This is a genomic window from Iningainema tapete BLCC-T55 (genome assembly GCF_014698965.1).
GTDB lineage: Bacteria > Cyanobacteriota > Cyanobacteriia > Cyanobacteriales > Nostocaceae > Iningainema > Iningainema tapete.
On record NZ_JACXAE010000110.1, the window covers coordinates 105,277 to 127,115 of the forward strand.

A 21,839-nucleotide genomic window follows, 5' to 3' on the forward strand; every position below is an offset into this window, starting at 1 on the left:
CCCTACTCCCTAGTTTCTTGAATTACAGCTTGCCGGAAACCCAGCACAATTAAAATATTAGAAAGTGTCAGAAAAAATTCTGCACCCCCGTGCAGCCAATCAACATTTGCCAGTGGTTTACCATAATGCAGTACTGCATAAATTCCTGCTGGGATGGTAACGGCGACAAAAACGAGGGTGCCGTAAAATCCATATAGTGCTAAACGAGGCATTTGCCCACTGCGGCTAATAAACCACAAGAAACCCAGGTAGGGAAACAGTGATAGGGCAAATAGGGCTTCTTTTGAAATCATCGCTTTATTTGGTGGGTGATGAGGAGACGTTTCGACGGAACGTCTCTACTTTTATATTTTGATTGATTTACTCGAACGCCAAATCCATATTCCGGCGGCTAAGAGGGTAAAATTACCTACTAAAGTCATGGTAGCTTGGAGTGTCACTAGCCATTCTAAAGATTCGGGATTGTCGAAATAATGCCAGGTGCAGGCACACATAGCGCTGACTAAGGCTGGTAACATGGCAAGAGATAATCCCCACCAACTTTGGTTTCCTGTTACTTCGCCGTATTTCCAGATTAACCAAATAGCCGCTATCCACTCTATAACGCTAGAAATATGAATAATCCAAGTGGGAATTGAAAGAGCGTGCATATGAAAAACTTGCTAATCTAAAATCTAAAATCCAAAATATTATGCGGGTATTATTGTCTGGTTACTATGGTAAAGGAAATGGTGGAGACGAAGCTTTGTTGGCAACGCTTCTACAAATGTTACCACCATCAGCGACACCTGTGGTTCTTTCTGGTAATCCACCAGAAACTCGCGATCGCTATGGTGTGGAAGCTTATGAGCGTATGTCACCTTGGAGCGTACTACAAGCTTTACGTTCTTGCGATGCTTTGGTTTGGGGGGGCGGTAGTCTAATTCAAGATGCTACCAGTGCTGCTAGTCCATTATACTACACCTCGATCATGGCATTAGCCCAGAGACTAGGTTTAAAAACTGTTGCTTGGGCGCAAGGAATTGGTCCACTCAAGCGTCCGGTTACTAAGTGGTTAGCAAGGCAAACTTTTGGGGGTTGTACCAAAGTTAGTGTACGCGATCGCGCTTCTGCTGCTATATTATCAGAATGGCGAATTCCTTACATTCAGGCTCCCGATCCAGTTTGGGCATTAGAAGCTAAACCTGTACCTGGACTTTGGGATTTACCTGCCCCTAGAGTTGCCGTGACATTACGCACCCACCCTCTGTTGACAGAAACTCGTCTTGCTCATCTGACTCGCGCACTGGTAGATTTTCAAAAAGCCACGCAAACTTTTATACTACTACTCCCTTTTCAAAAAAGTGAAGATTTAAACATAGCTCAAGCTATTCAACCGCAACTTAAAGATGTAAGTAGTATCATGTGTTTGGAAGAACCGCAACTACTAAAAGGAGTATTTCGTGGAGTAGAAATGGCAATTGGGATGCGTTTGCACAGTTTAATTATGGCAGCTTCTGAGGGTTGTCGTTGTTTTGCTCTCAGTTATGACCCCAAAGTAAATCGGCTGATGGAAGATGTAGATATGCCAGGATGGGATTTGGCAACTTTACCAGATGATCCCAATTTGATTAGTACAACTTGGATAGAAAATTACGCCAATGGCGATCCACTGTCAACTGATAAAATTCAGTTTTTATTTGATAGAGCAATGATACATCGAGAGGTTTTACAGGACGCACTAACTGAATGAACGGCGACTGACAAACTTATGCAGAATCAGGATCTTTAATATAGTTTAAGCTAAGTATATATCGAGAAATCAACATGGCAAGCACTGCTCAGGAAGTTTTTACTCAAACGGTTCTGGCTTTACCTGCAAGTGAACGACTACGTTTAGCTGCCCTGATCCTAGACGACTTAACTCATTAACTTGTTTAACCCTGGCGATGTGATGCCACAATTAAAATGTTGACCCGAATTGAGATTGACGGTTTCAAGACTTTCGAGGAATTTGGTGTAGATTTGGGACCAATGCAGGTTATTCTTGGGCCGAATGCTTCGGGAAAGTCTAACCTATTTGATGCCATTCGATTACTTTCAAATTTAGCTCAAAGTGATTTGCGTTCCTCTGTTAGGGGTTTGCGTGGTGAACCCGTTGAGCTATTTCGCATTGGGGCTGGTTCAAGAAGCTCCCGCATGGCTTTTGCCGTTGAGTTACTCCTAGCTCCCTGTGTGCGTGACTCTTGGGGTGAAACTGTCAAAATTTCTCACTCTCGCGTGCGTTATGAAATTGAAATTGAATTACGTCAAGTCTCCCTTGGATTAGAACGCCTGGTTGTAGTAAAAGAAGCAGCTACACCTATTCAGCCGGAAAGGGACTTGTGGTTACAAAGACGAATTTCACTTCAATTTCAGCAAGCATTTCTTAAATATGGACATTCAGAACCTTGGCTTACCACAGTGGAAACCAACGGTCAACATCATTTTCAAATTATGCCAGATGCATCAGGAGTAGGTCGTACCCAAAGAGCCACTAATGCTCAGCAGAGCGTGCTTTCCAGCATTACCACTGCTGAATATCCTCACCTTTATGCAATTCGTGAAGAAATGCGCTCTTGGCGATTTCTCCAACTTGACCCATATAAGCTGCGTCGTCCCAGTCCCACCACCGCTGCTTTTGAATTGGAACCGGATGGGGCAAATCTTGCCACAGTGTTAGCGAAGATTCAAACTGAGACAGCAACTGAAAGCCAACCAAAGGGAGCCATAGCTGATATTGCAGCTGCACTTACTTCCCTAATTTCAGGGGTGGTAGATTTGGACATTTCTTTGGATCGGAAAAATAAAGAGTACCAAATTGAAATTGGCTATCGAGATAGTATCCCCTTTAGTTCTCGCGTTGTTTCAGATGGAACTTTGCGGGTTCTGGCGCTTCTAGTACTTTTGTACGATCCAAAACATAGTGGCTTAGTATGTTTTGAGGAACCAGAAAATGGAGTTCACCCGTTTCGGTTAAAGACGTTGATAGAACTGTTACGCTCAGGAGTAACTGATATTACCAGTGAGGAAGTAGATGAAACTGAACCATTATTCCAGATGTTGCTTAATAGCCACTCCCCAATAGTCCTTGCTGGTTTGGAAGAACCAGAGGCATTGTTTGCCGATATAGTTAGTGTGGTTAAACCGGAAGCTAGTACAGTGAGTCGGAAAACCAGGATTCGACCTGTAGCGACTTTCAAAAGGGAGTCCAAAGCCGAGTCAGAACTAGAATATGTTAGCCCCTTTGAGGTCGAGCGCTATCTGCACAGCGTAGATCGGGAGAGCTAGGATTATGCGCTATTTGGGACTTGCTCTCTTTGCCGAAGGACCTACCGATTACCGATTTTTGCCACCTGTTCTTCGACGTGCAACTGAGGATTTGTGTTTACGTGCGCGGTTTACAGTAGAAGTAGGTGAAGTAGTCAGACTTTACGCCCCTGACGAATATCGTGATGCAGACGGAGCCACTCAGATTTTAGAAGCAGCACGGGAAGCGGTTGGAGCTTTCAGTATTTTGTTTATCCACACCGATGGAGCAGGCGATCCGGTAGCAGCGCATCAGCAGAGAGTACAACCAGCAGCCCAACGCATAGCAGAATTAGGCAGACAGCAGGAGCGGACAGTTGGTGTTGTGCCAGTTCGGGAAATGGAGGCGTGGACACTGGTAGATGGAGATGCTTTGCGCGGCGCATTCGGTACGGTTTTGGATGACTCAGCTTTGGGCATACCGAAAAAAGTACGAGAGGTGGAAGGAATTCTCGACCCAAAACAAGCTCTTGAACAAGCTTATGCAAAGGTAGTTGGTAGCAGGCGACGGGGGAAGAGGAAGGCTGCAGAATTCTTTGATGCTATTGGTGAGCGAGTAAGATTGGAGCGTTTACGGGAGCTTCCCGCTTATCAGCGCTTTGAAGATGATCTGGGTATGGCGCTTGTCGAACTTGGTTATCTCAGTCAAGATTCAAATATAAAGCCAAGTCAGTAATGTATTATTTTTGTAGTGCATTAGTTAAGCTTAGGAACACCTAATTTAAAATAATAGTTTGCAAAAATAAAGATAATCATCATGAATATCAGTCAAGACGGACTAGTAGTGCGTCCAGAAAAAGGTGCAAAGTACTCAGTTGTGGGTGACTTGGTCACTTTTAAGGCTGTAGGCGAAGATACAGGAGGAAAGTATGCGCTATTCGAGATTGTTTTTGAGCCGCAAATTAGCACACCACCCCATATTCATAGTCGAGAAGACGAATCTTTCTACATTTTAGAAGGAGAGATGGAGTTTCAGCTTGACGAGCAAACAGTTGTAGCCACTCCTGGAACCTTTATCCACTCACCCAAAGGTCAACGTCACAGCTTTAAAAATACTAGCACAACTGCACAAACGAAAATGCTATGTTGGGCAATACCTTCTGGCATTGAACACTACTTCGCTGAGGTAGGTACTAGAGTGGAAGATGCTTGTACTTCGGCTCCCCCCATCAATCCCGCAGCTATTGAGATTGTTGTGACAACTGCTCCCAAATACGGTATTCAAATTATTCCTCCTGCTGCTAACAGCGTCAAGTAAGCAACAATAGATGACTGCGTAAGCACAAAATGCTGACACCTATTCATAAATTGATAAACTCAATCAGAGAATGTTAATTATGTCAGAAGAGAATTTTGTGCAATCTCAAGCTGTAGGAACTCTTGCTACCAAAAAGTTTCCTCTATTAGTCAGAACTGACTCTGGCGATCCAGTTATATTGTTGCAAAAGCTGCTGAGAAGATTTGGCTACAATTTGTCACTCACCGGAACTTTTGATCAAACAACAGAAACAAGAGTGAAAGAGTTTCAACGTATTGAAGGACTAAGTGTTGCTGATGGAAAAGTTGGAGATGAAACTTGGAATCAATTGATTACTAAATTCCAACCATAATATCTATTCAATTTGCAATTTATCGTAGGGGCGAACAACTGTTTGCCCCTATATTTATGAAAATTGCATAGGTTAATTTCATTTACACCTATTAATAGTTAGAAGGCAAATAAGTTAAGCCTTCTGTTTACAATAAAAAACTATTTATCACGGTAAACACCATATGTTAGCGCTCAAAAAAATAAGTCTAATTACTTTGGCTACTTGTAGTACAATCTTGGCAGTAAGTTCCATGAATACTGCTGAGGCTCAAGAAGCTATAGCAAGTGATTATCACTGGAGTTGTCGTAATATTGAAGTTGATGGAGATGTGTTATCAGCATCTTGTCGGACAAGAAATGGTCAATTCCGACAATCATCAATTCGTATCCTGGGAATCTACAATTTAAATGGAAAGTTGAGTTATTAATAGGGTAGAGACGCTCCGGCGGGGCGTCTGTACAAAATATCAGAATCGTAGACATGCGATCGCATACTCATTACCTTCAGATCCCCGACAACTTTTACGAAGTCGGGGATCTAATTTCTCACAGTGGTAGAGTGACGGTGAAAGTTGTACCTACCCCTACTTCACTATGAAATGAAATTTCTCCCCCATGTGCCTCAACACATTTTTTAACAATAGCTAACCCCAAGCCAGTACCAGGAATTCTACTGACATTTGTTGCTCGATGGAAAGGCTGAAACAATCGCTGTCGATCTTCTTCAGGGATACCAATTCCTTCGTCTTGAATCCGAAAGATAACTCTTTTATCCTGACTAATTAATTCAAACAGTACTGTACTATTTGGGAGAGAATACTTAATAGCATTGCTGAGCAAATTGCTCAAAATATGCCGTAATAAACTTTCATCACATAAAGCCTCGCCTACACCAAAACAAGAGAAAACAATATTGAGATGCTTCTCGCCTGTACTTAGTTGAGCTTCTTCGACTAGTTGACGACAAAAGGCTTCTAAATCAATCAATTCATATTCACATTGAAGTTTCCCGGAATCGGCTTTGCCTATAAATGAAACTTCATCTAATAGTTGTGCCATATTTTTGATTGCCGATCGCATCAATTGAAAATGAGAAAGTTTCTTCTCCTGCGGCAATTTGTCACCACTGTTTTGTAGCAATCCCGCAACAAGCAAAATAGTATTCAAAGGATTGCGAATATCGTGAGACAGCATGGAGACAAATTCAGTTTTGAACTGGTTTATTTCTTGAACTTTCACCAATTCGGCTGTTCTTTCTTCAACTCTAATTTCTAAATTTTGATTGACTGCACGTAATGATTCCAAAACTTGTTTGCGTTCAATTGCATAGCGTAAGGAGCGAATGAGTACTTCTGGATTTACCTGTCGCTTGACAAGATAATCTTGCGCTCCCTGCCGTACCGCTTCCAACGCCAGTTCATCATCATTAGTATTTGTGAGTACGACAATCGGTAAGCTGGGTGCAAAGTTCATCAGTGGCGCGAGGGATGCCAACCCTTGACTATCTGGTAAAGTTAGATCCAACAAGATGATATTGTAAGGATTCGGCAATACCGAACCCTTACGTAGTTCGTTGAGAGCTTCCCTTAAGCGCTTGACATGAACGATACTAAACTCAGTAGACTCAGCTTGCTTGATAAACTCTTGTAACAACCTAGCTTCTGCCAAGTTGTCCTCAATCAACAAGATTTTTACCTCACTACTTGCAGCCATAGTCTTCCCTACATCCTACCCCCTCATTCCGGTGGTAAAGTAACGGTTGCCAGCCAAAACTCTTCAATCCCCTTGACGATTTTAAATAGCTCAGTGAGGTTTCGAGATTTAGTGATGTAGCAATTCACATGCAAATCGTAGCTGTGAAAGATGTCATCCTCGTTATGTGAGGTTGTTAACACTACGACTGGAATGCGTTTGAGTTTGGGATCTGCTTTAATTTCTGCCAACACCTCTCTACCATCTTTTCTCGGTAAATTCAAATCCAGCAGGATCAGATCGGGGCGTGGTGCATCAGCATAATCGCCTTCTTGACGTAAATATGCCATAGCATCCACGCCATCCCTAACCGTTACCACTTGATGCGGCACCGAGCTATTTTTCAATACTTCTTGGATCAGACGAATATCAGCTTTATTGTCTTCCACCAAAAAGATTGTTTTGAGCTTTTCTTCCGTTTCTGCGCTCACGATCGCGTCCTCCGACTGGAATCGTAAAGTAGAAGGTTGCACCTTCTCCTAATTGAGATTCTACCCAGATCCGTCCTCGGTGACACTCGACAATCTTTTTACAGATTGCCAAACCCATACCTGTTCCGGGATACTCATCTCGTGTATGTAGGCGTTGAAAGATCACAAAAATGCGATCGCTAAACTGTGGATCTATGCCAATACTGTTATCCTGTACTGAAAATAGCCACTCATCTTCTAGTCTAGTCGCTCCCACATGAATGGATGGTGATTTGTCGCTCTTGAACTTAATCGCATTACCAATTAGGTTCTGGAACAACTGCATTAGCTGAGTGCGATCTGCCATAATCGTGGGCAAGTGATCGTAAGTAATCACCGCCCCTGTTTCGGAAATGCGTTTGCGCAAGTTAGAAAGGGCGCGTTCTAAAGCTGTCTCTACCTCAATGAGTTGAAACTCGATGGCTTGCATATCTACCTTAGAGTATGCCAGCACATCATCAATCAACGTCTGCATCAGGCTCACTCCTTCCACAGCAAAGGTGATAAACTCCTGTGCATCTTCATCAAGTGCCTCTCGATAGCGCATTTCTAACAACTGCACGTAATTAGTCACTTGATTGAGAGGTTCTTGCAAGTCGTGGGAAGCGACGTAAGCAAACTTTTTCAGTTCAGCATTAGAACGTTCTAAATCTTGAACTAATTGTGACAGTTCATCTGCTTGCCGCAAGACAATATTCACAATTGCCTTTTTCAGTTCCAGTGCTGCTCTTACCTCCACAAATTGCCAAGGTAAAGAGGTTAAACGAACTGTTTCTTTCCACAGTTCAAATGATTTACGCGGGCATAGGCGCACATTCCCATCTTTTTGGCTTACCTCAAACGCTTTATGAGGATCTCCACCCCAATTTACAGTTTGAATCACTTCGGGGCGAAACCATAAAACGTAATTGCGCTTGGAAATGGGGATCGCCAGCATTCCACTCGCAACGTTTTTAAATCTTTCTGCATCTGGATATATTTGTGGCAGAGAGTCTGTATAGAAGACTTCTTCATTAACGTTATTCTTGAGCCATTGGACTAAAAAGTTCAAGTCTTCTTCTTTGGGAGTTTCACCAATGCAGGTGCAGCGATCGCCAAAACACACTGCTGCCCCTTGCGCACTAGTTAAATCCAACAGATTTGGCTGATGTTTAACTAAACCGTCAATAAAGTTTTCTTCGCTCGACATATGCTCAATCAATGCTGATTGGATATATGTCAGTCTCATGCGATAGTCGTAATCTTCTGTTTCTTCTCTTGCGGATATTTCCGAAAATATCAGCCGCCCTAAAAATTCGCAGGCTTTGCGCAATTCATAGGAAACATACTTGGGTGTTTGATGATGACAAGCAATTAACCCCCAGAGTTTTCCTTCTTTAATTAAAGAAATAGTCAAAGAAGCACCGACACCCATGTTATGCAAATACTCTAGGTGACAGGGAGCAGCACTCCTCATGATAGAATTGGTCAGATCTACAGGGCGTTCGCTTACCGGATTATTAATCGGTAAAAGTGACTGAGACTCGCTATGCGTATCCGGTATTAATCTAATCGAGTTAGAAACAAATAACTTCCTTGCTGGTTTAGGAATATCTGATTCTGGGTAATGCAAACCTAAATAAGATTCCAGGGTAGCTAGTTTTTCTTCAGCCAAGACACAGCCATGCCCATCTTCATCAAACTTATACAGCATCACCCTGTCAAATCCAGTTACCTTCCGTACCTCTTGGACAATAATTTGACAGAAATCTTGAAGACTGGCTGTTTCTTGTAGTTGATTTATAGAAGCTCTTGCCAGATGATAAAAGCTTAAAAAGGGAATGTTTTCTTGAGTCAGGGCTGGTTCCAATTCCAGAATCATAAATCCATCTGCATTGCGGTGAAAGACACCATCAAATACTACGTAATCATCACCCTTTTTTCGTACCCAAATTTTAGTTGGATTGATAAACTCAATATTTTCTTCTAACAATCCTGCTTTAATTCTTTCTACTTGAAATGAGTCAAGTAAATCTTCTAATTTGGTTTGTAATAAATTTTCTGGAGTTATGCCGAAAAACGAATATACATTACTACTTACTTGTAATATTTTTAAATCAGGCTCTTGAAGCACAAAAAGTACTCCGTGAGGCTGAATTCGACAAGACAGATGAATTGGTGCTTCTTTTAAACTAGTCAGATTAATGCTGGGCAATTCTACATTATTTATCATAATCTGATCCTCCTATTTTCAGGATCATAAAAAACACAGTAGAGACACTCCGACAGAGCGTCTCTACATCAGCATTTCATAGTATACAAACCCCAAAACAGTATTTTTAATAAAAAATGTAAAAAAAAGGTGATTATCTACACTATAAATGTGTAGGTATGTTAAGTTTGCACTACTGCCCGTAAGCTATAATTACCAGACTCTCCAGCTTCAAATGTGTTAGCTAACACATAGTAAATGCCATTGTCTGGCAGGGTTACAGTCAATTTCGCATTAAAATCCTGTGGTGAAATGTCGTCGTTTTGCGCTACTAGCTTCTCTTTGCCGGGAAGCAGCAAGTAGATGTGAGAGTCTATCTGCTGACTTGCCATCTCAATTGTAACCCGTTGACCAGCTTTTCCTTGAAAGACATAAAGGTGAAAATAGCTGTTATTAGGTAAAACGCGATCGCCATTTTTCAGCGATGCTTGTACGACTTGACCATTCAAAGGTAAATCTTGAACTTCGTTATTACTGGGTTTTTGGCGCTGTGTGACTAAAGAAGGTTTACCTTGTTCTACTGCTACTAAAAAAGGTTTAACTAAGTCGGTGGGAATAGCCAAACTAATGCCAATAAATCTTTTAATTTCGGTGTCATTAATAATAGCACTATTAACACCAATCACTTCACCTTTAGAATTAAGCAGTGGTCCTCCTGAATTGCCCGGATTAACAGCAGCATTATTTTGGATTAATCCAGATTTTGTGTCAATGCGGCTAACAACACCATTGGTGAAGGTATTCTGTAATTCTACACTTAGGGGAGTCCCAATCGCATAAACTGATTGACCGACTTGCACTGAACTTGGTGCAGCTAAGCGAAGGGTAGGCAGATTTTTGGCAGAGCGGATTTTAAGTGCAGCTAAATCTAAGCCTTGAGGAGCAAAACTTACCACATCAGCTAAGACTTGTCTTCCATCTGCAAGAACTATTGTCACAGTAGGAGTATCTTGGACAACATGAGCATTGGTTAAAACTAGACCATTTGGACTAACGATAAAGCCACTACCATGTCCTGTTACAGTGGCGATCGCTACTACAGCCGGACTAGCTTGTTTATACACCTGAATCCGCGTTTGTTCTTCAGAGTTTTTTGCTAATATGATATTTGATTTTCCCTTAGTCTTCTCACTAACTAATAAATGCTCAGATTCTTGAGTGTTTTGAGCGATCGCACTTAATTGGTATCCAAACAGCGTCCCAACATCAGCAACACTAATTACACTTGCCAAAACTGCTGATGTTCCTATTTTTAATAGTCTACTGTTCATCTTAAGACATTCCTGAATAGCTGAGTAGTCAATTCTGTTTACTAATCAGTATCTTAGTTGTCTTCACCAAACTGACTCATAATTTGAGAATTTATTCTCCAATCTAAGGTGATAACCTATTTAGGTGAAGTTTTTTTCAACAACCACCTACTAGGTGGGCATTGCCCAGCCTATTTTGAACCTGACACTTTTGCTTGTAAGTAGTAAGTCCCGGATTGTTGCGCTTGAGAAGAAATAGCAAGCACTATATAGTTACCATCCTTGGGTAGTGTCGCTACAATTCTGGAGTTGAAATCACCCGGCGATACATCTTCATTACGGGCAAGTTCGCTGCCATCAGCATTTAATAAAATTAAAGCAGGGTCAATTTCTTGGCTTGTCATTTCAATTGACACTTGTTGATTTGCCCGACCCTCAAACATATAAAGTTTGTAATAAGTATTATTTGGTAAAACAGCGTCACTCCCGTCAAGTTTATCATTTACCAGTTGACCATTGAGCGATAAACTTTTAGCTTGCTGGTTGCTAGCACTGGGAGATTGTCGCTGGGGCAACAAGCTGGGGATATTTCCTTGATAGTCTCCTCTATTAGCTTTTTCTCGTACTGTTTTCACTGCTTGTTCGCCAGATGTGTTGGGCTTGTTATAGAAAGCAAAGATCACACCAACTACAATCAAGGCAGCCGCCCCAGCAAGAATTAGCCAAAGTGTTTTTCGTGGCGAACTTGGGGGCGGCTGCGGCTTGTCGATTTTCGTCAAATCTTTGAGGACTTCACTTACGGATTGGTAGCGCTGACGACAGTCAAACAGTACCATTTTATTGATAACGTTTACTAAGTTTGGGCTAACCTGCTGCGCTCTGTGACTCCAGACAACTTCACCTGTGCTGGGATTATTTGGATCTCTTAGTTTTGAGATGTCAATGACAAGTAACCCTGTAAGTGCTTGGATAGCAACCATTCCCAAAGCATAAATATCACTGTTAAATTGGGGGTTGCCATGAAATTGTTCTACACATTGGGGGTTCCCTGGACGCTTGATATCTTCTGCAATATAAGTTTGCCCAAATCCACCAGGGGGTAAGGTTTTAGTTATTCGGTATCGTCCATCCAAAAGTTGACCGATGTTCAAAAGCTGACCTGGCATAACATAGCACCAAACCTTATATTAGTATCAAGCAAGAAGCGGATAGCAGTCAAAAAGTCACCTTCTTACTGAAGTAAAGTGACTGGAATATACGCCTGAAAACTCTCAAAATCCTTATCAGTTGTGAAGATGGTATAGTCACGACGATGAGCAACTGCACAAAGTAAAAAATCAGTGTTTGCTCCTTGGATACCATGTATGCGGCAAGTATTGTAAAATTCTGCTGCTAACTCGTAGTCTTCAGTTGTTAACTCCAGGTCAGGAAATGCACGCAGGTAGTCCCTCAACCGAGTAAACTGTTCAAAATGACGAATCCCTGAAAGCACCTCTTGGCGCACAGCCCCTAGCAAAACAACTCGACTATCCATAATCAGATCGCGCAACTGATTAACAACAGGCATTACTTGCGATCGAGTATTTCGCCGCAGTGCCAATGACCATACAGACGTGTCTACAACAATCATGACTGCCGTCGTTGCTGTTTATAATTGTAATCTTCGTCGTAATCAACTGTCCCAAACAATTCCAGTACTTTAAGCTGCTTGCGACGTTGCACATACTCGCGCAAGGCAACTTCGACTACATCACGTTCAGTTTGTTGATTGCCAAAAGCTAAGGCTTCTTGGATTAAGGCTTCGTCAATTTGAATATTGATAGGCATACAATTCTCTACTACATAACCTGCTGTTACAACATAGTAATTTTGTTTAAGTATTATGATAATTATACTTTACTAAAGGTAGGTAAGTTATACAAATAATTAAGTTACGTCAACTGTGACAGCAAGTCCTTACCAGACTTGAATCAAGCCCAGCAGCTAGGTTAAGCCACGAGGCTAATCGGGCCTTTGTAGCAAAGAATTTTGCTCAAGGAAAGGTATGATAATTATGATGATATAAAAAATAATAATGTGACAAGTCACAATTACCTTGCAAGGTGAGGAAAAAACCTTTAGGTAATAATTGCTACCGTAGTAGTAAAACTTGATATGATTAGCAGGATGTTACCTGAATAAGCAAGTGCCTCGCAGTGATATTAATCGTATCAGAGAGAAGATCAAACTCCGACAATAGGATATGTGAGCTCATGCAATGGAAGAGATGGCTGAAGATATGCTGACAATTCTAGATGTAGAAGAGGCAATTAACATTAATCTTGACGAATTGCTGCCACTGTGCGATCGCCTCAATACAGTTGTTGAATCTCTAAAAGCAAATATACTTACTGCTTTGTTGAATGAATTTATACCATTTATCTGTAAATTTGGTATGATAATTATGATATAGTAAAAAGTAATAATAATGCAATTATCTTGAAAGGCGAAAAAAAATACGTTATGTAAAGCGGCTTGCATTGGGTTGAGGCTGTTGATATTTTTAATGAAAACACAGAATATAGTTAAGTTATGCAAACAATTAAGTTATGTCTTCAGGTAGGCGAAGATGGAATTTTACATCTAGATATTCCTGTAGATGTGAAAAGTTCTGAGTTAGAAGTAACTGTGACGATTGAACCTATAAAAAAACAAATTGACTCTTTTAAAGAGTCAGAATTAAAGCAATTAGAGTGGCATGAATTTATTGATAAAACTTTTGGCTGTTTAGCAGATGACCCAATCGTTAGATATCCTCAAGGTAAATATGAAGAACGAGAGCCTATAGAATAATTTATCTATTAGATACTAATGCTTGTATAGTTTATCTCAATGGGAGAAATCTAAATTGACGCCGCAGGGTAGAATGTCAAATAGATTCAGATATTGTTGTTTGTTCTATTGTTAAGGCTGAATTATTTTATGGGGTAAAGAGAAGTCATCAACCAACCAAAAGTTTAGCTTTGCAAAAAGCGTTTTTAAGCCGTTTTATTTCTTTACCATTTGATGATACAGCGGCAGAAATATTTGGGGATATTCGTGCTAAACTTGCTAATTTGGGAACTCCCATCGGTTCATATGATTTGCAAATTGCGGCGATAGTTCTAGCGAACAATCTTATTTTAGTGAGTCATAATACTGCTGAGTTTAGCCGTGTGGAAGGTTTACAGCTTGAGGATTGGGAATCTCAAGGGTAATTGTATTTTTGGGTGTTTGCCATTAAGCGTAGATTCTTCTCAAGAATGTGAAAGCAGTTTTTGTGCGTCGGCGATTAAGCGTAGACGCGGAGCGGCGCATGTCTTTGACATCGTCCGAAGATTGAAGCGGTTCATTTTTTTAGGTAGATATGGTCTACAATTGTATAAATTGAAATGTACCAGCGTGGATTAAGGTTTCCACGCTTGAAGAAAGTAATTTAATCAACCGCGCTAACTTTTATGGTTGATGAGAACCAGAATTTTCAAATGCTTTCACCTTCTCGTACAAACTGGCAACGGTTTCATTCGCAAAGAGTTGTTCTTTAAGTTTGAGGTAATCGGACTCAGTTTTACTACAAGCTGCCCAAAAACGCAATACTTTTGATGGTTCGCGGAGGTGTCATTAAAACTTGCATGGCTTCAGTTAAAATCTGCTGTTCGTTAAGGACTTTAATTGTCATCTTCTATCTCCAAAATAAAATCGGTTGGGTTCATGACTTTCAATTTTAACCCTTGAGCGCGATTTATTAGTCGCTGAGCACAGGTTATAAAATAATCGCTCTTAGATGCTTCCGCACAAGCAACATGAAGTGCGTCCATTGCTTTAAGACCAAGCTGTTCTAATTGATCGTTGGCGGACATCACCCCGCAAACTATAGCCTAATGCATTGTTAGGCTGGAGTTTAATCCATTGACTATAATCCGTGATCGCTCCCTGATAATCTTTCAACTGATTGCGAACCAAACCCCGCGATAAGTAGGCTACTGCATTGTCAGGCTCGATTATAATCGCTTGATTATAATCGGAGAGTGCTAAGCGATAATCTTCCAACTTATTGCGGATCAAACCTCGCCATAAGTAAGTCATAGCATTCCCAGGAACAAGTTCAATCTCCTTAGAGTAAAGTTCAATTGCTTTTAAGTAATCCGACGAAGCTCCCTCTTGGTCTTTTAACTTAGTACGGATATCACCCCGGAGACTGTAAGCAAATGCCTCGTCAGGTTCGAGTTGAATCATTTTCGTATAATCAGCCAACGCTGCCTGATAATCTTTCAACTTTTCGTGGACTGAACCCCTATACTGGTAGACTGCGGATGAAAATGATCCGGGTGAAATATAGTCGGAGGGAAATTTAATCGCTCGATCTAAATCCGCTATTGCCCCTTTGGGGTCATTGAGAAAAAAGCGGACTAAACCCCTACTGGCGTAAGCTACAGCCCAGTTAGGCTGAAGTTGAATTGCTTGATTATAATCGGAAAGTGCTTCTTTGTAATCTTTCAACTTCTTGTGGAAATCTCCTCGGATTTTGTATGATAATGCTGTGTTAGGTTCGAGTTGAATTGCTTGATTGAAATCAGCTAGTGCCCCCTTCAAATCTCTCAAATCAGAACGAACCAGACCCCTACCGATGTAGCTGGAAACATCGTCAGGGGCGATTTGAATTGCTGGATTGTAATCAGCCAGTGCCCCCTTAAAGTCTCTCAAAAAAATATAACGAACCCGACCTCTATTGTAGTAACCATCAGCATCGTCAGGGGCGAGTTGAATTGCTTGATCGTAGTCGGAGATCGCTCCTTTTAAGTCTTTTAACATAGAGCGGGCGCGACCCCGGTTGCTATATAATCTTGCATAATCAGGCTGGAGTCGAATTGCTTCATTTAAATCTGCAATTCCCCCCTGATAATCTTTCAAGTTAGTGCGTAAAACACCTCGGCTTAAGTAACCTAGAGAATTAGGCTTAAAGTCAATCGCCTTTTTAAATGCTTGCATAGCCGCAGAGTAGCGTTTTAACCAGTAGAGTGTCCAACCTCGCTGTAAATAAAGGTTAACATCGTTGTTGTTGTACTCAATTGCCTTATCAATTGCTGCTAGCGCCTCTGGGTATTTCTCTAACTTTTGAAGCACTTCTCTTTTGAAAATCCCAGCTTCAAAGTAGTCAGGGTTACTTTTTATAGCTTGCTCAACAGCAGCTAACGCTTCTGGATATTTTTTCTGGGAATATAATGCCAAGCCTTGGACATAATAAGCTTGAGGGAAGTCTGGCTTAAGCTTGATAGCTTGAAGCAAAGCTGCAATGGCTTCTGAATTTTTGCCTAATCGCCATAGTTGATTGCCATAATTGAGCCAATCAAACTCGTTGGCATTTTGTTGCAGCTTTTCAACAGCAAATAATCGATGATTCTGGAGCGAATTAATTTCTACTTCTGTAAGTTTTTCTGGTGCAGTATTAACACGTTTCAACAATCCTGGTTTCAATCCCGCTCTTGTGGCTAGACCTAAAAGCGTACTGCTTGGTACTCCAAGACCAAAACCTAGATTTACCTGACTATTTACGCTTTCATCCTCTGAACCTGCGTTAATCCCAATCACTTGCCCCTTTGAATCTAACACTGGTCCTCCACTCATTCCTGCTAGTGTCAGATTAGAGTAAATCAGTTCGTAGCCATAATTAATCAAACGATCAAAATTATCATCGTCTTTCGCACGGGTAAATACTTTCTCTTTACCCTGAAGATAACCTGCGGTAAACTTCCGCTTTCCATTAGCGTTACCAGGAAAACCAGATAGAAATACCCAATTATTTGTGCTCAATTTGAATAGGTTATATTTAGCAATCGTGGCAACTGAGTAGGTTTGATTACTGGTAAACTTTAACAGCGCTACGTCCAATCCTTCCGGTTTGATGATGTTCTGCTGTTGCAGTGCATATCGCTGTCCATCAAGGGTAACAATCTCATAAGAGTCTGGATTCTTTACGACATGAAGAGCAGTGACAACATAGTAAGTTTGTCCAGTATGAGCAATGATGACTCCAGAACCATTACCATTATTTTTCGAGTCAATCCGCACGGTAATTTGTTCGGCAATGCTATTAACTTTATCAAGTATATTATTAGCAACTGGTTGCTGAGAAGCCTGTTGCTGATTTTGTTCTTTTGTTCGACCATTTGCTTGATTGGGAGCAATTTTTGCTAAGGTTTGAATTGGGACAGCAAAGCTGAGTTGTCGCAAATGTTGGAGTTGTTCAGTGCTGGGACGAGAACCATTCTGATAAACATAAGCATCGTTTAAAATAGCCCTGTTGAGTAAACCATTCACCCCGATTAATTTACCTTCAAGATTTAACAGTGGTCCCCCACTCATTCCTTGTTGAATTTCATTGGTGTAACCAATCTGATAACCGCCAACTAAAGGTTGAGAAGACAACAAAGAGATTTTGCCACTGCTGATGACTAATTCTTTACGATCATAAGGGAACCCAGCAGCGAAAACTTCTTGATTTTCTGATAAGTTTGAGTTGGTGGCTAAAGGTACAACGCGATAGTTTTCTTTGGCGTTAAACTGTGATAATGCTAAATCATTACCTTTGAGAGAATCACCACGACTGATAACTACGGCAGGATGGTTTTTGCCATCAGGAGTTTGGATGCGATAGGCTGCTTTAGAGTTAACCACATGGGCATTGGTTAAAATGGTGTATGTTTGCCCCTGTTTTTTAATTAAAATTCCACTTCCGCCCTGGTGAGCACTCAAGACTCTTACAGTAATAGCTTGGGCTAGTTGGCGAATCTCTGCTTCTGACAGCCTACTACTGACAAGTACGGAAGTAGGATGATTTGATTGAATAAATGTTCCAGCTAGGGCGCTAGGGAAGAAGAGGAGACTACTGAGGCTGGCTAGCGCCATTTGATTGAAGCGGTAACGATTCATATAGCAATCCTATTTGATTTACAAACTTTTCATTTGGGCTGTTAACTGTTAACAGTTGACAGTCAACAGTTATCAGTCATCAGTCAAAACAGGACTGTTTGGGAATCATTTAGGAACGCTATATATATTTGTTGTTGATGGAAGTTATGGTTGATTTTTAACTTAAAATATTATGCCTATAATTATTCATAACTTGAGAAAAAATTCTTGAATATACGTAAAAAAGCTATTGATGTGAAGTTTTTTTCAACATCTATACAGTCATTCAGTAAATCATATATGATGTGTATCTTAACAGTAGATAAAATTAAACCCTAGTGATTAAAAATAAATTAAATCCAAATAGAGTTTAAAAAACTATAAGGTAGGACGCACGACGCGAATTAGTTTGCCTTTCAAACCTTCTTCTGCTGTAATTGCATTGTGAATTCGGTTAGCCAAAGCTTCCCAATCACGGTCGTTTGTACATGCGATAATTCCAGCATGATCTGGCTGTATGCGGTGCAACCGAAAAAAATCTTTACGGTTCTCGGTAATGACGGCACGTTCTTCACTAGTTGCGTAAGTTAAAACATCCGCGCTACTGAATTCGTTGATTTGCAATGCGAGCTTCTTGAACGGTTAAAACATCATGCCCCAAAGCTCGCAGAAATTTTACAACAGGTCATTTCTCAAATCAGCGTTGCAGAACGTATCCAACTAGCTGAAGATTTATGGGACAGCATCCTAGAACAGCAAGAAGAACTTCCCTTGAGTGAAGCGCAACAACAAGAACTAGTAAGACGCTTAGAAAGTTACCAGAAAAACCCAGCTGATGGTTCTAGTTGGGAGGAAGTTAAAAAACGGTTAGGCAAAATTGAGAATTAACTTCTCAACTTGTGAATATTCTGTTCCCAATTTGCTCCGTCAAAAGGTACAATCTCAAATCGTGCGATCGCATCCCCATCAAGACAGCGCACATTCACATCAACACAGTCGGGGTGACTGCGCGGAATATAAAAAGAGTGAATTCCACAATGGCGGCAAAATTTGTGCTGGGCAACTCCTGTATTAAATCTGTAGGTTGTCAGCGCATCTTCGCCTTGCTGTAAAGTAAATTTATCTTGGGTGACAATTAGGTGTAAAAAACCCTTCTTTCTACAGATTGAACAGTTACAATCATCAGCTTTGTGCTTGTCAACCACCACCTGAAATCGCACTGCGCCACAGTGACATCCGCCATCGTAAGTTACTGGTTCACTCATAGGAATCTGGATTAGCGTGATTCTAATTTCGATAGCCGTGTTTCTAATTTGTTAACTTGCTGCTTCAGTTCTACCACTAAAGTAGCCAGTCGATCAAACATACGATCGCGTTCCTGGGTTGATAAGTTTCTTCTCGAACGCGGTTCCCCTGTTGGAGTAATATTTGTTCTTGGTGACGGTGAAGTGCGCCCTTGATTCCCCAACTGAGCCTGTAGCTGGTTTACTTGCGACTCCAAACGATTGATATCTGCTTCCAAAGTGCTGATACGAGATTCGATTTGCTGAGATGAGGCGGTGTTTGATAATAAGCCGCCCCAAAGAATAATTACTAAAAATAGGGCTAATCCTACCAGCCCGATACGTTTCATTGTATTGCTCCAGCCATATATATTAATTGTATGTTGCGTTCGTAGAGACGTTACATGTAACGTCTCTACAATATAGGTGGGTTTTAACAGCGAATTTAATCTAACGCACCCTATTTGTTTGGTTCTAAAAGAGAAAATAACCTCTCCCAATCGATAGAATTAGTACTATTTTCTCCCTCTTTCACCTCAAATGTAACGTTACACGCCTTCGATTGTTCTAGCGCTTCTACACATATTTTTGCTACATCCTCACGACTGATTTTTCCCCGGATATTATCGCCTTGCTCAAAGATTAACTCTTTGCTTCCTGGTTCTTCAGTCAAAGCACATGGTCTAATAATTGTGTATGGAATTCCACTTTCTCTTAAACTATCTTCTCCCTTCAACTTCCACGTTAAAATTCCTCCCAATTGGTCATTTAATCTTACCGCTGGCGGTTCTTCATCTAAATTAATTCCGGGGCGTCCGGGACGAGTTACACCTGCTGAACTAACAAGGACAAACTGTGGTAAACTTATCCCACCATAAGCTTTTATTAATTCCACTTGTAAAGTAAAACCACCAGGTGAAAAATTGGGATTTAATCCGCCGTCATATTCAAATTTGCTCAACATCAGTTGAAATGAGCAAACTTTACTGGCGTCTATTTGCTGGTAATCCTTCACAGTTTTTGCCCGAAACACCGCAGTCAAATCTGTAAAGGGAATGCGCACATCTATCCAGGTATTTGCTACAGTGTCGAAAGAATAGCTGTAGGCAACACCATCCCATTGTGCTTCTGTCCGTAGAAGGAATTTATAACGTTTACCGTCGCCTCTTAAGCGCAATTGTACGCCTGCATAACCTGATAAATCGAAAGGAGGAGTGAAATTTTTTGTTCTTACAGAAGCAAATCCTCCAGAGTTAGCTGTTGAAACATTGCCAGCAAATAAAGCTGTGTCATCTACTAATTGGATACTACTTTCACTTACGCCTCCCATCACCACATCATCAACAGCACCCCAGGTATCCTTTAATTCGGTGGTGGGATTTTTGAAATCAAATAATACTTTTTCCCCTTGCTTGGGCAAATATCTACCTGCGGCTGCTACCAAGTTTTTCACACCTTGGTATTCCACGTTTTCGGGAGTGTCACCGACAATCTCTGGTTGGTAAAATTTGATGCCTTGATAGTACTTTTCGCGCTCTGGCGTATCTCCCTCTACTGGTTGCACACGTACAGCAGTGCAACATACCACAGCTTGGATATTTCCCAGAGCTAAGGAAGTCAGAGTTTCTGGTTTGGTGATGTCTCCAACAACTAAGTCAATATTATTACCAAGTATTGACCGTGCTTTGTCAATATCTCGTACAAGACATCTTACTCGATAACCTTGTTCCACCAGTCGCTTCACGACTCGCTTACCAAGACCACCTGTTGCACCTGCTACCAGTATTACACCCACTTGTTTTGCTCCATCAGGTCTATTATTATTATGGGGACGACCCTGAAATAAATCCTGTATCCAATTGAGGAAAGGAATGACTTCAAAATAGGTTAGGGTTTGGAAGAATCTGCCTAAGTCCCATTGAGAGCGATTTTTGTCTGTCATCATCGCAACCTTACTCGGTTTTTTTTATATTGCCACACAATTACAACAAGGTTTTTTCATCAAAGTGGTGGTACAGAATCTTACAAAGCAAGCGAGAATTTGATCAAGAAGAGTTAGAGCTTCATTTATCATGCTCCAGTTTCAACCTCCTGGTTTTGGGCAAAAAGTCGTCAACACCTCCCTTGGGTTAATGGTTTACTATACCCAAACTACTGTACCTTGGTTGATTCCTGAGACGGAAGATTTACCCCCGCTACTATTTCTACATAATTTTGGTGGCGGGGCTTCTGCTTATGAATGGTCTAAAGTTTATCCGGCTTTTGCTACTACTCATCGTGTGTTAGCACCGGATTTAATTGGATGGGGTGAATCGGCTCATCCAGTACGTGATTATCAAGTTAATGATTATTTGCTCACCATCACAGAGTTTATCAGACATACTTGTCGCCCCCCTGTGACAGTAGTTGCATCTTCTTTGACGGCGGCGTTGGTTATTCGCCTTGCCATTCAACAGCCTTTTTTATTCCAAGCTTTATTTTTAGTTTGTCCATCTGGTTTTGATGACTTTGGGCAAGGTGTAGGACGTAGGCTTCCGCTCCAAGTTATTAATATACCCTTGTTGGATAGTTTAATTTATGCTTTTGGTGCAGAAAATGAATTGGCAGTAGGCAACTTTTTGCGCAGTTTTTTGTTTGCTCAACCAGAACGAGTTTCACAAGAAATGGTGCAAGCTTATTTAGCTTCTGCACAGCAACCAAATGCTAGGTTTGCCGCATTAGCATTTTTACGCGGCGATCTTTACTTTGATTTGAGTTTGTACATTCAGCAACTAACTGTACCTACGGTGATATTTTGGGGTGAGAAGGCGCAATTTACTGATGTTAAGTTAGGGCGACGCTTGTCCAAGTTCAATGAAAGTGCTATTCGGGGTTTTGTGGCGATCGCAGATACTGGTGTGCTACCTCATTTAGAAATGCCAGAAGTGGCGATCGGTTTGTTGCAACGTTATTTATCTACTCATAGGTAATCACTTGATAACTCAGATA

General features: G+C 41.1%; 25 protein-coding genes. 11 read left to right on the forward strand and 14 right to left on the reverse strand.

The features are described 5' to 3' along the window. Window positions 1-2 precede the first annotated feature (2 nt). Together ICL16_RS36560 and ICL16_RS36565 are read right to left on the reverse strand one after the other, a co-directional pair. Window positions 3-293 carry a DUF3593 domain-containing protein gene (locus ICL16_RS36560; RefSeq protein ID WP_190836485.1) on the reverse strand — a complete coding sequence of 97 codons (291 nt, stop codon included), beginning with the start codon at window positions 291-293 and terminating at the stop codon, window positions 3-5. Between the two features lie 51 nt (window positions 294-344). Beyond that, on the reverse strand, window positions 345-650 hold the full coding sequence (locus ICL16_RS36565; protein ID WP_190836486.1) for a DUF2499 domain-containing protein: 306 nt from the start codon (window positions 648-650) through the stop codon (window positions 345-347). Between the two features lie 41 nt (window positions 651-691). Here ICL16_RS36565 and csaB point away from each other — a divergent pair, with 41 nt between their 5' ends. From csaB to ICL16_RS36595, 6 genes are all read left to right on the forward strand, one after another. Next, window positions 692-1,732 (forward strand): polysaccharide pyruvyl transferase CsaB, encoded by a 1,041-nt coding sequence (gene csaB, locus ICL16_RS36570; RefSeq protein WP_190836487.1) that lies wholly within the window; start codon window positions 692-694, stop codon window positions 1,730-1,732. A 215-nt stretch (window positions 1,733-1,947) separates the two neighbouring features. Next, on the forward strand, window positions 1,948-3,309 hold the full coding sequence (locus tag ICL16_RS36575; protein ID WP_190836488.1) for an AAA family ATPase: 1,362 nt from the start codon (window positions 1,948-1,950) through the stop codon (window positions 3,307-3,309). Between the two features lie 4 nt (window positions 3,310-3,313). Continuing rightward, on the forward strand, window positions 3,314-4,003 hold the full coding sequence (locus ICL16_RS36580; protein ID WP_190836489.1) for a DUF4276 family protein: 690 nt from the start codon (window positions 3,314-3,316) through the stop codon (window positions 4,001-4,003). Window positions 4,004-4,084: 81 nt separating this feature from the next. Continuing rightward, window positions 4,085-4,585, forward strand: coding sequence for a cupin domain-containing protein (locus ICL16_RS36585; protein WP_190836490.1), 501 nt, complete (start codon window positions 4,085-4,087; stop codon window positions 4,583-4,585). 79 nt (window positions 4,586-4,664) lie between these two features. Beyond that, entirely contained in the window at window positions 4,665-4,937 is a 273-nt protein-coding gene (locus ICL16_RS36590; protein ID WP_190836491.1) for a peptidoglycan-binding domain-containing protein, read from the forward strand. Window positions 4,938-5,169: 232 nt separating this feature from the next. Beyond that, window positions 5,170-5,346: a CVNH domain-containing protein gene (locus tag ICL16_RS36595; RefSeq protein ID WP_190836492.1), complete on the forward strand. Its 177-nt coding sequence runs from the start codon at window positions 5,170-5,172 to the stop codon at window positions 5,344-5,346. Window positions 5,347-5,464: 118 nt separating this feature from the next. Here the strand turns inward: ICL16_RS36595 and ICL16_RS36600 are convergent, their stop codons facing one another. From ICL16_RS36600 to ICL16_RS36630, 7 genes are all read right to left on the reverse strand, one after another. Beyond that, entirely contained in the window at window positions 5,465-6,631 is a 1,167-nt protein-coding gene (locus tag ICL16_RS36600) for a hybrid sensor histidine kinase/response regulator (protein WP_190836493.1), read from the reverse strand. Window positions 6,632-6,654: 23 nt separating this feature from the next. Beyond that, a complete protein-coding gene (locus ICL16_RS36605; protein WP_190836494.1) occupies window positions 6,655-7,101 on the reverse strand; it encodes a response regulator in 447 nt (148 codons plus the stop codon). Next, window positions 7,046-9,352 carry a sensor histidine kinase gene (locus tag ICL16_RS36610; protein ID WP_190836495.1) on the reverse strand — a complete coding sequence of 769 codons (2,307 nt, stop codon included), beginning with the start codon at window positions 9,350-9,352 and terminating at the stop codon, window positions 7,046-7,048. Before ICL16_RS36610 ends, ICL16_RS36605 begins: the two co-directional genes overlap by 56 nt. Window positions 9,353-9,513: 161 nt before the next feature. Further along, window positions 9,514-10,662, reverse strand: a complete 1,149-nt coding sequence (locus ICL16_RS36615) for a trypsin-like peptidase domain-containing protein (protein WP_190836496.1) — start codon at window positions 10,660-10,662, stop codon at window positions 9,514-9,516. A gap of 170 nt (window positions 10,663-10,832) precedes the next feature. Further along, complete coding sequence (locus tag ICL16_RS36620) at window positions 10,833-11,807, reverse strand: pre-peptidase C-terminal domain-containing protein (protein ID WP_190836497.1); 975 nt, start codon at window positions 11,805-11,807, stop codon at window positions 10,833-10,835. A gap of 65 nt (window positions 11,808-11,872) precedes the next feature. Next, the gene (vapC, locus tag ICL16_RS36625) at window positions 11,873-12,271 is read right to left on the reverse strand and encodes a type II toxin-antitoxin system VapC family toxin (RefSeq protein WP_190836498.1); all 399 of its coding nucleotides are present in this window, start codon (window positions 12,269-12,271) and stop codon (window positions 11,873-11,875) included. Then, window positions 12,268-12,468 carry a type II toxin-antitoxin system VapB family antitoxin gene (locus ICL16_RS36630; RefSeq protein WP_190836499.1) on the reverse strand — a complete coding sequence of 67 codons (201 nt, stop codon included), beginning with the start codon at window positions 12,466-12,468 and terminating at the stop codon, window positions 12,268-12,270. The genes vapC and ICL16_RS36630 overlap by 4 nt, the downstream gene beginning before the upstream one ends. A gap of 439 nt (window positions 12,469-12,907) precedes the next feature. Here ICL16_RS36630 and ICL16_RS36635 point away from each other — a divergent pair, with 439 nt between their 5' ends. The 3 genes from ICL16_RS36635 to ICL16_RS36645 all read left to right on the forward strand — a co-directional run bounded on the left by ICL16_RS36635 (window position 12,908) and on the right by ICL16_RS36645 (window position 13,877). Next, window positions 12,908-13,093 (forward strand): hypothetical protein, encoded by a 186-nt coding sequence (locus ICL16_RS36635; RefSeq protein WP_190836500.1) that lies wholly within the window; start codon window positions 12,908-12,910, stop codon window positions 13,091-13,093. A 119-nt stretch (window positions 13,094-13,212) separates the two neighbouring features. Continuing rightward, the gene (locus ICL16_RS36640) at window positions 13,213-13,473 is read left to right on the forward strand and encodes a hypothetical protein (RefSeq protein WP_190836501.1); all 261 of its coding nucleotides are present in this window, start codon (window positions 13,213-13,215) and stop codon (window positions 13,471-13,473) included. Between the two features lie 92 nt (window positions 13,474-13,565). Next, entirely contained in the window at window positions 13,566-13,877 is a 312-nt protein-coding gene (locus tag ICL16_RS36645; RefSeq protein WP_337907198.1) for a PIN domain-containing protein, read from the forward strand. 604 nt (window positions 13,878-14,481) lie between these two features. Here ICL16_RS36645 and ICL16_RS36655 read toward each other — a convergent pair. Together ICL16_RS36655 and ICL16_RS36660 are read right to left on the reverse strand one after the other, a co-directional pair. Beyond that, entirely contained in the window at window positions 14,482-17,589 is a 3,108-nt protein-coding gene (locus ICL16_RS36655) for a serine protease (protein WP_190836502.1), read from the reverse strand. Window positions 17,590-17,946: 357 nt separating this feature from the next. Further along, window positions 17,947-18,192 (reverse strand): DUF5615 family PIN-like protein, encoded by a 246-nt coding sequence (locus tag ICL16_RS36660; protein WP_337907195.1) that lies wholly within the window; start codon window positions 18,190-18,192, stop codon window positions 17,947-17,949. Between the two features lie 48 nt (window positions 18,193-18,240). Here ICL16_RS36660 and ICL16_RS36665 point away from each other — a divergent pair, with 48 nt between their 5' ends. After that, the gene (locus tag ICL16_RS36665; protein WP_190836664.1) at window positions 18,241-18,456 is read left to right on the forward strand and encodes an addiction module protein; all 216 of its coding nucleotides are present in this window, start codon (window positions 18,241-18,243) and stop codon (window positions 18,454-18,456) included. Here the strand turns inward: ICL16_RS36665 and ICL16_RS36670 are convergent. The 3 genes from ICL16_RS36670 to ICL16_RS36680 form a co-directional block, all read right to left on the reverse strand. Beyond that, a complete protein-coding gene (locus ICL16_RS36670; protein ID WP_190836503.1) occupies window positions 18,453-18,833 on the reverse strand; it encodes a GFA family protein in 381 nt (126 codons plus the stop codon). The two genes, ICL16_RS36665 and ICL16_RS36670, sit on opposite strands and share 4 nt — an antisense overlap. An 11-nt stretch (window positions 18,834-18,844) precedes the next feature. Further along, window positions 18,845-19,201, reverse strand: coding sequence for a hypothetical protein (locus ICL16_RS36675; protein WP_190836504.1), 357 nt, complete (start codon window positions 19,199-19,201; stop codon window positions 18,845-18,847). Window positions 19,202-19,311: 110 nt separating this feature from the next. After that, window positions 19,312-20,793 (reverse strand): CIA30 family protein, encoded by a 1,482-nt coding sequence (locus ICL16_RS36680; RefSeq protein ID WP_190836665.1) that lies wholly within the window; start codon window positions 20,791-20,793, stop codon window positions 19,312-19,314. Between the two features lie 130 nt (window positions 20,794-20,923). Here ICL16_RS36680 and ICL16_RS36685 point away from each other — a divergent pair, with 130 nt between their 5' ends. Further along, window positions 20,924-21,820: an alpha/beta fold hydrolase gene (locus ICL16_RS36685; protein ID WP_190836505.1), complete on the forward strand. Its 897-nt coding sequence runs from the start codon at window positions 20,924-20,926 to the stop codon at window positions 21,818-21,820. The last annotated feature ends 19 nt before the right edge of the window (window positions 21,821-21,839 follow it).